This window comes from Mumia sp. (assembly GCF_028803055.1).
GTDB lineage: Bacteria > Actinomycetota > Actinomycetes > Propionibacteriales > Nocardioidaceae > Mumia.
The window spans coordinates 1-11,170 of the sequence record NZ_JARBCJ010000112.1 but is presented as its reverse complement, the minus strand read 5'-3'; the positions used below and the strand labels follow the sequence as shown (position 1 = coordinate 11,170).

Annotated in this window: 14 protein-coding genes; 6 read left to right on the top strand and 8 right to left on the bottom strand. The window is 70.8% G+C overall.

Annotation, left to right across the window (positions count from 1 at the left end; all coding sequences use genetic code 11):
• On the bottom strand, positions 1-487 hold a 487-nt coding region (locus PV363_RS11655; RefSeq protein WP_301022400.1), incomplete at its 3' end, for a TetR family transcriptional regulator.
• Between the two features lie 229 nt (positions 488-716).
• Here PV363_RS11655 and PV363_RS11650 point away from each other — a divergent pair.
• Positions 717-1,559, top strand: coding sequence for an alpha/beta hydrolase (locus PV363_RS11650; RefSeq protein WP_220345645.1), 843 nt, complete (start codon positions 717-719; stop codon positions 1,557-1,559).
• A complete protein-coding gene (locus tag PV363_RS11645) occupies positions 1,559-2,368 on the top strand; it encodes an aminoglycoside phosphotransferase family protein (protein WP_220342698.1) in 810 nt (269 codons plus the stop codon). Before PV363_RS11650 ends, PV363_RS11645 begins: the two co-directional genes overlap by 1 nt.
• Here the strand turns inward: PV363_RS11645 and PV363_RS11640 are convergent, their stop codons facing one another.
• Positions 2,369-3,034 (bottom strand): VOC family protein, encoded by a 666-nt coding sequence (locus tag PV363_RS11640; protein WP_220366642.1) that lies wholly within the window; start codon positions 3,032-3,034, stop codon positions 2,369-2,371.
• Positions 3,035-3,127: 93 nt separating this feature from the next.
• Here PV363_RS11640 and PV363_RS11635 point away from each other — a divergent pair, with 93 nt between their 5' ends.
• The gene (locus PV363_RS11635) at positions 3,128-3,589 is read left to right on the top strand and encodes a thioesterase family protein (RefSeq protein WP_220342700.1); all 462 of its coding nucleotides are present in this window, start codon (positions 3,128-3,130) and stop codon (positions 3,587-3,589) included.
• 3 nt (positions 3,590-3,592) lie between these two features.
• Here the strand turns inward: PV363_RS11635 and PV363_RS11630 are convergent, their stop codons facing one another.
• Positions 3,593-4,180 (bottom strand): TetR/AcrR family transcriptional regulator, encoded by a 588-nt coding sequence (locus tag PV363_RS11630; RefSeq protein WP_220345649.1) that lies wholly within the window; start codon positions 4,178-4,180, stop codon positions 3,593-3,595.
• A gap of 9 nt (positions 4,181-4,189) precedes the next feature.
• A complete protein-coding gene (locus tag PV363_RS11625) occupies positions 4,190-4,999 on the bottom strand; it encodes a hypothetical protein (RefSeq protein ID WP_220366640.1) in 810 nt (269 codons plus the stop codon).
• An 80-nt stretch (positions 5,000-5,079) separates the two neighbouring features.
• Between PV363_RS11625 and PV363_RS11620 the strand changes: the two genes are divergently transcribed.
• Positions 5,080-5,667, top strand: coding sequence for a QsdR family transcriptional regulator (locus tag PV363_RS11620; RefSeq protein ID WP_220342703.1), 588 nt, complete (start codon positions 5,080-5,082; stop codon positions 5,665-5,667).
• Positions 5,668-5,671: 4 nt separating this feature from the next.
• Here PV363_RS11620 and PV363_RS11615 read toward each other — a convergent pair whose 3' ends face one another.
• Positions 5,672-7,261, bottom strand: a complete 1,590-nt coding sequence (locus PV363_RS11615) for a carboxylesterase family protein (RefSeq protein WP_301022399.1) — start codon at positions 7,259-7,261, stop codon at positions 5,672-5,674.
• Between the two features lie 163 nt (positions 7,262-7,424).
• On the opposite strand from PV363_RS11615, the gene PV363_RS11610 reads away from it, so the two are divergent.
• On the top strand, positions 7,425-7,889 hold the full coding sequence (locus PV363_RS11610; RefSeq protein ID WP_301022398.1) for a hypothetical protein: 465 nt from the start codon (positions 7,425-7,427) through the stop codon (positions 7,887-7,889).
• Between the two features lie 7 nt (positions 7,890-7,896).
• Here PV363_RS11610 and PV363_RS11605 read toward each other — a convergent pair whose 3' ends face one another.
• Positions 7,897-8,757 carry a CHAD domain-containing protein gene (locus PV363_RS11605; RefSeq protein ID WP_301022397.1) on the bottom strand — a complete coding sequence of 287 codons (861 nt, stop codon included), beginning with the start codon at positions 8,755-8,757 and terminating at the stop codon, positions 7,897-7,899.
• Between the two features lie 53 nt (positions 8,758-8,810).
• On the opposite strand from PV363_RS11605, the gene PV363_RS11600 reads away from it, so the two are divergent.
• Positions 8,811-9,770 carry a DUF389 domain-containing protein gene (locus PV363_RS11600; RefSeq protein ID WP_220342707.1) on the top strand — a complete coding sequence of 320 codons (960 nt, stop codon included), beginning with the start codon at positions 8,811-8,813 and terminating at the stop codon, positions 9,768-9,770.
• A gap of 70 nt (positions 9,771-9,840) precedes the next feature.
• On the opposite strand, the gene PV363_RS11595 is transcribed toward PV363_RS11600, so the two are convergent.
• Together PV363_RS11595 and PV363_RS11590 are read right to left on the bottom strand one after the other, a co-directional pair.
• Positions 9,841-10,503 carry a pentapeptide repeat-containing protein gene (locus PV363_RS11595; RefSeq protein ID WP_301022396.1) on the bottom strand — a complete coding sequence of 221 codons (663 nt, stop codon included), beginning with the start codon at positions 10,501-10,503 and terminating at the stop codon, positions 9,841-9,843.
• A gap of 6 nt (positions 10,504-10,509) precedes the next feature.
• Entirely contained in the window at positions 10,510-10,983 is a 474-nt protein-coding gene (locus PV363_RS11590; RefSeq protein ID WP_301022395.1) for a DUF1801 domain-containing protein, read from the bottom strand.
• Positions 10,984-11,170 lie beyond the last annotated feature (187 nt).

The following is an 11,170-nucleotide window of genomic DNA, read 5'->3' as shown; positions in this document are numbered from 1 at the left end:
CGGCGAGGTCGGCGTAGCGGCAGACGACACGCCACACCATCTGCTCGAGGAGGAGGTCGATCTCCTCGATGACGCCCTCGAGCTCGGGCGTGTACATGCTCTGGTTGCGCAGGTCGTACCACATGCGGTGCAGGTCGGTCTCGTCACGGAGCGTGGCGACCATGGCGTCGGAGTAACCGTCCCGGAGCTCCCTCGCCGTGGTCGCGGACTCGATGATGGAGTCGTAGTGCTTGACGCAGTCTCGCTTGTACTGCCGCACGCAGTGCTGCATCAGGTCGAGCTTGTCGCTGAAGTAGTAGTGGACGACACCGTGCGAGTACGGAGAGTTCTGGGCGATGTCACGCAGGCTCGTGTTGGCGAAGCCCCGATCGGCCAGGGTGGAGAGAGCCGAGCTGGCCAGCTCGGCTCGTCGTTGCTCGAACTTGTCGTCCGAGGCACGACCGGCTCGCGCCTGCCGGCGCGTGGCGCGTCCCCCCGCGGTACTCACGGGCCCCACGATACGCCGGTCGAAAGTCACCGACTCCCTCGTGCAAAAAAAGAATCTTGACAGATGTATACGAAAATCTTGTCAACCGTCAAGATGTCTGTTTATCTATTCATATCCGTTCGGTCTCGTACCAGGCGGATGAAGGGGCTCGGGCCGGCGGGGGCGGCACCGGGCCCCTCACGCGTCCCCGCACTGGCGACCAGGTGACCGCTGAGCGACAGGACGCGACATGACCGACACCCGCCCCGACACGATCGTGCTCGTGCACGGACTCTGGATGACCCCCCGCAGCTGGGAAGGCTGGGTGGACTACTACGGCGCCAAGGGATTCAGCGTCCTGACGCCCGGCTACCCCGGCTTCGAGATCGAGGTGGAGGCGCTGCGCGAGAACACCGACGTGATCGCCCGCCTCACCGTCCCTGACACCGTCGGCCACCTCGCTTCTGTCATCGAGGGTCTCGACTCGCCGCCGGTCATCATGGGCCACTCCTTCGGCGGCACGCTCACCCAGCTTCTCCTTGCACGCGGCCTCGGCGCTGCGGGTGTCGTGATCGACTCGGCACCGACCGAGGGGGTCCACGTCACCCCGCCGTCACAGGTGAGATCGCTCTTTCCCATCCTCAAGAACCCGGCCACCCGGACCAAGGCGGTCGGATTCACTCCGGAGGAGTTCCACTACTCGTTCGCCAACACCCTGTCCAGGGCGGAGTCCGACCAGGCGTGGGAGCGCTACCAGGTCCCCGCGCCGGGCAGCTGGGTCTGGGAGTACGGGCTGCTCGCAAACATCAAGCCCGGCCACCAGGAGACGTGGGTCGACTACGACAACGACGACCGGGCGCCGTTGCTGTTCATCGCGGGCGGCGAGGACCACATCATGCCGCCGTCGGTCAACAGGGCGAACGCCAAGCACTACAAGAGGTCCGCCGCACTCACCGACTACCACGAGTTCGAGGGGCGCGACCACTGGACGTGTGCCGCTCCGGGCTGGGAGGCCGTCGCCGACCACGCGCTCGAGTGGTCCCTCGAGCATGCCGGCACGACGTCCCGTACGGCGCCCGTCACCGACACGTGATGCCGCTGTCCGACGGCCACGACCACGAGGTTCGGCGCAGCGAGCGCGGCACGCTCGTACGGCGCCGCCTCCCAGGCGCCGACTGCCTGACCTCGTGGGACGAGGCGGCCCTGCTTCGGCTCGTCGCGGCGGTCTCGCCCTTGCCCGTCCCCCAGGTGCTCGATGTCAGACGGGACGACGACGTGATGGAGATGGCTCTCGTCCCGGGCGGCCCGCTGCTCACCAGGCTCGCCGAGCTGGACCAGCCGACGCGAGATCGACTCGGCGCCGACCTGGGCGCCTTCCTCTCCGCGCTGCACGGCATCCCCGTGGCCTCCGTCTCCGGGCTCGTCCCCGTCGACGACACCGCACCGGCCGATCTGCTCGCCGAGGGAGTCGAGCTCCTCGGGGCGTGTGCCGGCGCGATCCCCGTGGGCCGTCACCGCGCCGTCGAACGCTTCCTCGAGTCGCCCGCACCGCGGCCGTCCGCGCGACGGGTGCTCTCCCACAATGACCTGGGCGCGGAGCACGTCTTCGTCGACGAGGACGCCCAGGTCATCACCGGGGTCATCGACTGGTCGGACGCCGCGCTGACCGATCCCGCGCTGGACCTGGGACTGGTGCTGCGAGACCTCGGCGTCGGCGCGTTCGACCGTGCACTCGACGCGGACGACGGCGAGCCCGAGGTCGACGACCTGCGGACTCGGGCGATCTTCCACGCCCGGATCCGCGCGCTCGAGGACCTCGCCTACGGCATCGAGACCGACCGGGACCTCTATCGGCGCAACGCGTCTCGGGCCATCGCCGCCCTCTTCGACGACGAGGGTTAGTCAGTCGCGGTCCTGCCAGGTGCAGAGGCAGACCTTGTTGCCCTCGGGATCGGCGAGCACCCAGAAGCTGGGCGCCTCGTCGTCGCTGGCGACGGTGCCCCCCGCGGCGAGGGCGGCGTCGATCCGCGACTGGACCTGGTCGGGCGGCACCCACACGTCGAGGTGCCACCGCTGGCGTGGCTCCTCGCTGCCGGACGGCTGGAACCAGACGGTCGGCAGGGCACGATGCTGGTCGCGGATCTCGTCGTCGACCTCCGGCACGGGTGACTCCTCCATCGCCAGGGCGGCTCGCCAGAACGGCAGCACCTCGCCGTGCGCCGGACTGTCCAGAGCGAGCTCGATCCGGGAGACGGTCGCCGGCTCGAGAGAGACGTCGTCGTCCGCGTCCGCGACGACGGCGCTGATCCGGCGCGCGAGGTCGACGTCGACGCGGGTGACGCCTCCCGCCGCGTGGTGCGTCAGACGGACGTCGACGTGGGTGGGTCGCAGGTCGAGGTCGGGGTCGTGGTGGGTCGACCCCGCGGCCGCGCCGATCGCGTTCGCGACACGGAGCGCTGCGGCGAAGTCGGGGACGCGTATCCGCGTCTGGAGCCCACCGAGGAGGTAGACCCAGCCGTCCAGCTTCTCGTCGGCGACCCTCTGCCCGGTCAAGGTTTCGATGCTCATGGACCCATGCTGGCGTCAGGGCGGCCTGGCGCACAGGTCGACGCGCAGCAAACCCCGTGACATTACGACCGATCGGTCGTAATGTTTGGTCGCATGACGCTCACTGACGGCAGGACGACCACGGACGAGCCACCGTACGGGGTGGTGGTCCCGGTCCGGGTCTACCTCGACGACCTCGACGGCTTCGGGATGCTCAACCACGTCGAGTACGCACGGCTCTTCGACCACGCGGTCATCGACTTCTGGACCGGGGCCGGCTGGGTCCTCGACCCGTCGACGTCGGTCCAGGTCATCCGCGACCTCCACCTGACGTTCCACCAGCCCGTGACCGCCGTCGGCGACGTGGCCGTGCACCTGTGGGTCGAGGAGGTCGGCAGGACGAGCGTCAACTACCACTTCCGGATCCTGTCCAGCGATCACGAGACCCTGCACGCCGAGGGCACGCGGCGGCTCATCAACCTCGACCCGGCCACGTTGCGGCCGACGCCGTTGACCGACGAGCAGTGGGAGTACGCGGCGCCACTGCTCCGCGGCGACGTCCGGCGCACCACCTAGCTGCTAGCCGAGCGCACCGATCACGTCGAGGGCACAGCCGACGGCCAGCCCGAGCTCCTCGTCGTCCTCGAACAGGGCGTAGCGGACGCTGCCCGCGGAAAGGAACGCGTCGAGCTGGAAGGCGACCGTGCGTCCGTCCCCGCCCGCAGCCTCCGCGTCGGCTGCCAAGAGGTCGAGCCACTCTCGCTCGAGACGACGCACCGCGTCGGCGACCGCGCCGTGCTGCGCGCCGTACTCTGCCGAGGTCGTCACCAGGAAGCACCCACCGGGGAAGACACGGCGGCGGACGTAGGCGGCCCAGCTCTCGACGAGCGCCGTCAACCGGCGCGATCCCGACCCGGCCGACCACACGGGCGCGATCACCTCGGAGATGAAAACGCGGCGGGCCTCGGCGATAGCCGCGAGCTGGATCGCCTCCCGGTTCTCGAAGACGGTCAGGATGCCGCTCTTGCTGACCCCGGTCGCGGTCGCGAGCCGACCGACGGAGACAGAGTCGAGCCCGTGCAGCGTCGCCACGTCCGCGGCGCAGCGGGCGACCTTCTGACGAGACGCGTCACCGCGCGCTCGACGTCCGTCGGTGGTCGCGGTCATGACGCGAGTCTAGGTGGCGCTCACGACCCTGGACGAGCTCGAGCGACGGCGAAGGATCAGCACTGCGTTGACGGTCACGATCACCACCGCAGCGGCGGCTGCGGTGAGGACGAGCGCGTCCGAGGTGTCGCGGACCGCGACCATCACGCCGATCAGCGCCCACACCAGCGTGGCGGCGTACGCCCAGGAGCCGCCGAGGAGCACGCTGATGGCCAGCGCGACGAGGGCGAGCACGACCAGGGCACCCAGCTGCCAGGCGACCTCATCCCCGTCGAGCCATCCCGACTCCACCATGGCCGAGCAGACGTTGACGATGCCGGCCGCGGTGACCCACCCGGCGTACACGCCCGTCGTCACCCGCGCCAGAAGGGTCAGCCAGGTCGGCGCACCGACGTCGGAGGAGACACGCCTCTTCGCGACCGTCGCGGCGTCGACCGCGACGACGACCATCGCGACGAGAACGGCGGCGGTCACCCACGTCCACTCCAGCGCCGAGACGACGATCCACAACGCCGCACCCGCGTACAGGAGCACGAGGTCGCGCAGCAGACGGTCCGGTTGCCGCGTCCCGGTCGACCGCTTCACGAGGACCACGACGGCGAAGACCACCGTCAGCAGGTAGATCAGGCTCCAGATCGAGAACGTGTAGCCGGCCGGGGTGATCAGCAGGTCCTCGCCCTGGCTGCTCGGCGGTGCGCCGAGACCGCCCAGCGACTGGACGGCGGGGACCAGGATCTGGACCGCGGCGGCGGCGAGGGCCGCCCATGCGAGAGCACGGGACGGCGTGGTCGTGGCGTTCGTCTTCGTCGAAGTGGTCATCGCTCTCCACGCTAGCGACGTACGGCCGAGCGCACAGACAACGCGCCGAGCCTTGCCGACGTCCGGGTCGGCATGGTCCGATGACCGCCATGCCGACCCGGGTGATCGAGCCGCACGACGCCGTCGCCGTCGCGCGCTCCTGGTTCCTGGAGGGACGTGCCGTCGACATGCGTGAGCTCGCCACCGTGCTGGCGGTCGGTCGGGCGACGCTCTATCGGGTCGTCGGCAGCAGGGACCGGCTGCTCGGAGACGTCGTCGACTCGCTCGGTCAGGCGACGCTCGCCGCATCGGTCGCCACCGCGGTGAGGGCGGGGCTTGCGCCGGGTGTGGAGCGTATCGTCGGGGCAGCCACCCTGATGAACCAGGCCATCGTCGGCTTCGGCCCGCTCCGCACGTTCGCGACCGCCGAGCCGGAGACGGCCTTCCGCGTCCTCTTCATGCCGGCGGCCCGCGTCCATGCCCGGGCGGTCGAGGGGTGGCGCCGGGTCCTTGCTGAGGCCGCGGCCGCCGGCGAGCTCCGGCTGCGCGCCGACCCCGGTCGGGTGGCCTACATGTGGGTCCGGATCGGGGAGTCGGTGATCTACGCCGACCTGCTCGCGGACCGCGAGCCCGACCTCGAGCTCGCCGTCACGCTCCAGCGCGCGCTGCTCGAGGCCGGACCCGGCTGATCGGTCACCCCAGCTGCGACCAGAAGCCGCACTGGGCCGCCGCGGCGACGTCCTCGACACCGATCCCTCCGGCCGCTGGGAGGTCCAGCGCCATCACGTCACCCGGTCGGTCGTACTCCGGCCACCGGGGCAGGCCGCGGCCGGACGGACGACCGCGGGCCGCGAAGCTCGTCCAGTACGCCACCATCGCGTCGGACAGCGTCTCCTGCTCGGCGCTGAGACCGTCACCGAAGAGGCCCGGGAAGAGGAACGGCAGCTCTGTCGCGTGGGAGGCGCCGTTCTGCGTCCCGAGGATCGGGACCAGCGGGTCCGCGGTTCGGTCCTGGAACTGGTAGGCGTAGACCCGCGCGCCACGCCGCTCGGACGCCACCTCGTACGCGTCGACGTGCGAGCAGGTCGAGAGCGCGGTGCCGTAGTCGCTGAACACGGTCGACAGCGCGATGATCGGCGAGCCGTACGACTCGACGGGATATCTCGCGAGCACGGCGTCGGCCGCCGCGCCGAACCGGGCACGGATCGCCGCGGTGTACTGCGCCGCGGTGAGGGTGGTGCCGTACTGGAGCGGGACGAAGAGCCGGTTCTCGTCGAGGGTGTTCCCGTGCATCAGGTCGACACGGTTGGCGGTCCCCGTGGCGAGGGCGTCCCCGGGCTGTCGGGGCAGCGCGGCACCACCGACGGCGAACGCCCCACCTGCCCACGCACGCAGCAGCGTCTCGGGGTCGCGCTGGCGCAGGCACGCGGGCACGTCGGCCGCGGCCCCGCAACCGACCGCCTCGGCGTACGCCTCCCCCGCCGCCTGCGCACTCGCGAGCGTCGCGAAGTCGGAGGTGCACGAATAGCTCTGCGCGATCGCGCGACGGAAGAGTCCTCGCGCTCGGGGTGAGGCGACGTTGGCGCACACCGACGCGCTCCCCGCGGACTCGCCGAAGACGGTGACGTTGCGGGGGTTGCCGCCGAAGGCGCGTGCGTTGCGCTGGACCCAGCGCAACGCTGCCTGCTGGTCCAGGAGCGCTGCATTGCTCGAGCGGAGGCTCGGGTGCGCGAGGAATCCGAACGGCCCCAGCCGGTAGTTGATGGTCACCACGACCACGTCACCCTGCGTGGCGAGCTTGGAGGCGTCGTAGTCGGCTCCGCTGCCGGTCAGGAACGAGCCGCCGTGGATCCACACCATCACCGGCAGTCCGGCCGGCCGCGCAGACCGCCCGGCGGGCGTGGTCACGTTCAGATAGAGGCAGTCCTCCCCGTACGTCTGGGGGTTGCCCGTCCCGTTGGAGAGCTGGGCGCACTGTGGTCGCGGCGCGGTCGCGTCCAGGACGCCGCGCCACCGGCTCACGGGCTTGGGCGCCCGGAAGCGGAGGTCACCGACCGGAGGCGCGGCGTACGGGATGCCCTGGAACGTCCGATGACCCTCCGCGGCCGTGCCTCGCACCGCGCCGTCCGCGACCCGTACGACGGTGTCGTCCCGGTGGCCCGGCGGCTTCGCCTCCGCTGGGGCGACCAGGGCGGCGGCCGCCAGTCCCGCGATCGCGAGCGCCGAGACGGCAACCCGCACGACGGGACGGACGAGGACGTGATGGGGACGCGTGACAGGCACGAGAACCTCCCGAGGGTCGGCGACGCGGTCCTCACGGAGCCGCTCTCCGGACGCTAGTCAGGAGCCCACGGTGCCGCCAGGAGCACCGACCAACGTGAGACCGCGTCCCAGCCCGGGAGGCAAGCGGGACCCGGGCGAACGACTGGCTTCGTACGGTGTCTCGATGGGACTCGATGCCGACTATCCTGCCGCGCGGGTGAGCAACCCCGCCGACAGCGTTCCGATCTATGACGGCAGGCGGGTGATCGCCCATCTCGGGCCGGACGACCACTTCCACTCCGCAGCCACCAACGTCACGTGCCGCATCAGCCGCCGCAACGGCGCTTGGTACCGGCTCCTCAACCCCGCCGGCTGGGATCCGAGCGCGGTCACCGCGTACGTGTCGGCGAGCCGCACCACGTTGTTCGGCACCGACGCGCCCCACCCGATGCACGACTGCGTCGGCAACGCCGACCAACCGGGGCCGCCGTGGTGGCGTGACGCCGTGACGACGACAGTGGTCGTGGGAGCGGCTCTCGCGGCAGCGTTGGCCGCGCAACGACTGGTCAGAGTGCGGCCGCCGCTCCCTTCACCACCGGAGCCGCGCGCGCTCGACGTCGACGCGCCAGGCAGGTCGGCCGGCGGCTGAGCATGTCTCAACGGAAGCGTGCGAGTGCGTCCCGCAGCTCCTCGACCGCGCGCGGAAGGGCGCTCAGCCGAGCCGCGGCGACAGCTCGTGCGCGCACCGCAGGGGAGTCGGCGGGACGGTCGACGGACGCGTACGACTCCGCGAAGGCGATCGCGTCCCGGTGGTCGCCCAGCAGGTCGTGGATGCGCTCGGCCGAGTCCGCCAGAGCCGGTGCCTTCGCGCCGAACAAGCCCACCGGGGGCCGCGTGACCGCCTCGGTCGCATAGCGCAACCGCCGAGCCGCCTTGCGCAGCTCGTGCAACGCCGGGAGCGAGGCGGGCTCGGCAGCCGCCGTCTCGGCCCGCCGCAGCACCCGCTCGCCTTCCTTGACGAGCCTGCGGCGCAGGCTGCGCGCGGCGGGACGGTGTGCCTTCTCCGTACGCGGTGGCGCGGCGAGGAAGTCCGCCAGATCCGATCGCCTCCGCACCGCCACGAGGCTCGTCCCGCGTCTGGCAACCCACCGCTCGGCAGATCGGTGGTCACGCTGCAGGTCCGCGAGCCTGCGGTGATCGGCCGACGATCCTTCGTCCACGTCGAGGAACCGGCGGGTGACCGCGATCCGCACCTCGGCGTCACGCACCTCGCCGAGCTCTCTGCCCCAGTCGCGGTAGACGCGGTGCAGGTGCCGGACGGCCTCGTCGTCGAAGAACGGCCGGTAGGCCGACAGCGTGCTCCGAAGGCGCCGTACGGCCTTGCGGTGGCGGTGCACACCGTCAGGCTGGTCGAGCAGCGCCGGCCCGAGGGTCGCGTCGAGCTCCGCGGCCACAGCCTCCAGCGCCCTGACCACTGCGTCACCTGCGTCGACAGGTCGGCCCGCGCCTTCGCCCATGCTCGGACGGTACTCCGCCACGTCGGTGCGCGGGGATGCGCAAGACTGCGAGCGTGCTCCACCTTCGCATCGTGGCTCCGTCGGACCTGACCGACGACGTGACGCGACTGCTCACTGCGGACGAGGCGGTGAGCAGCGTCACCGTGGTGCACGGCGCCGCCGTCAAGCCGGCGGGTGACGTCATCGACGCCGACGTCGCCCGCGAGGCGGCCAACGAGATCATCGACGGTCTCCACGACCTCGGAGTCCACCGTCGCGGCACGGTGCAGATCGAGCCCGTCGGGACGTGGCTCTCCCAGGCCGGCTACGTCGCGGACTCGCGCGCGCCCGGGAGCAGCGCCGACTCGGTCGTCTGGGCGTCGGTGACGGAGCAGGCGTACGAGGACTCCGAGGCCAACTGGACGTTCATGTCGTTCATGGTCCTGGCGACCACGTTGGCCGCGATCGCGATCGTGGTCGACTCCCAGATCCTGGTCATCGGCGCGATGGTGCTGGGGCCGGAGTTCGGCGCGGTCGCCGCGCTCGGCGTCGCGCTCGTACGCCGACGCTCCCACCTGCTGCTCGCCGCGTCGCGCACGCTCGTCTTGGGATTCGTCACCGCGATCCTGATCACGACCTGCCTCGTCCTGCTCGCCCGCGCGCTCGGGTGGATCACGCCAGACACCCTCGCCGCTCCACGTCCCGACACGGCGTTCATCTACTCCCCCGACAAGTGGTCGTTCATCGTGGCGGTCATCGCCGCAGCGGCAGGCGCCCTGTCGCTCACCTCCGCACGGATCGGCGGGCTCTCGGGCGTCTTCATCTCGGTCACCACGATCCCCGCGGCCGGGAACGTCGCACTCGGCCTCGCCTTCGGCAGCTGGAGCGAGGTGCGCGGCAGTTCGCTGCAGCTTCTGATCAACATCGCCGGGATGGCGCTCGCGGGCTGGGCGACCCTCGCTCTCCAGCAGTCGGTCTGGTCGCGGGTGTCGGCCCAGCGGGCGCGACTGCGACGGCGGCGGCAGCGGCGGTAGGACCGCGGCGGCACGCTCGGCGTCGTAGGCCGTGACGAGCTGCCGGTAGCGCAGGCTGACAGCCGTGACGCTAGGGTCCGGGCGGCCGCCGAGGCTTCTCGACTCCTGACCAGTCGGGACCGGTCGGCTCGTCCTCGACCACGATGCCGAGGCTGTCCGCGATGATCGGCGCGAGGAGCGAGAGCTGGAGCGGACTGATCGTCACGCCACGCAGTGCCGTCACCCCGACGATCTCGCGGAGCTCGGCTCCTCGCAGGTCCAGATGCGACGCCGACGCGTGCTGCAGGTCGAGCCGGGCAATCGTGCACCTGACGAAGCTGACCCGGAGGACGGTCGCCTCGACGAGGTCGAGCTCGTCGATGACGCAGTCGGAGAAGACGACGTCGCGCAACCTCGTCCCACGCAGATTGACGAAGGACAGCTTGCAGCCGGAGACGAGCACAGAGTCCCACTCGCTGTCGTAGAGGTCGGCCGACCCGATCCTGCTGCCCTCGATGCGGACGTCGCGCAACGTCACCCGCGGCGCTCGCAGGACAGCGACGTTGACGCGATCGAGCAGCGCCTCACGCAGCCGTGCGCCCGCAAGGCTGAGCGAGTCGGCAGTCAGGTCGTGGAAAGCCGCACCCTCGAGGTCGGCGGACGGAGCGAGGTCGTCGGCGACACCCTCGTCGAAGCCCTCCACGGCGAGCGGGTCGAGCTGAGGGCGACGGGTCGTGGTTCGAGATCTTCCCACGTGACCTCAGCTCACGGCCCGCGCGACGAGGGCCTCGATCTTCGTCGCGTCGGCCTCCGTCAGGTCGGTCAACGCGTACGAGGTGGACCACATGCTGCCGTCGTCGAGCCGGGCCGCCTCCTCGAAACCGAGCGTGGCGTAGCGCGAGTCGTACTTGTCGGCGCCCTTGAAGAAGCAGACGACCTTGCCGTTCTCGTCGGCGTACGCCGGCATCCCGTACCAGGTCTTGGGATCGAGGTGCGGCGCGACGGCGGTGACGATCGTGTGGATCCGCTCGGCCATCCCACGGTCCGGCTGCGGCATCTCGGCGATCTTCGCGAGCACGTTGGCGAGATCGTCGGCCTTCTTCTTGCCGCCGCGCCCGCTCGACCTCAGCTCCGCGGCACGCTCCTTCATCGCGGCGCGCTCGACGTCGCTGAAGCCTCCTGCCGCGTCGGCCTCATCGGTGGTCTCGTCGGCGGTCTTCTTGCTTCTGGGCATCGGGCCCTCCTCATCGGTCACCGCTGGTTGTCGCTCACCACGATGCCCGCACCATCTCCCACCGCGCTTCTCCAATCGTGACCGATCACGCGTTCAGACCGCGGGCCGCCACCGACCACATCTCCCTCTCGCCTCCGTCGTGGACGTGGACGCGGTCGGCGAGGTTGATGGCGGTGCAGACGTGGTT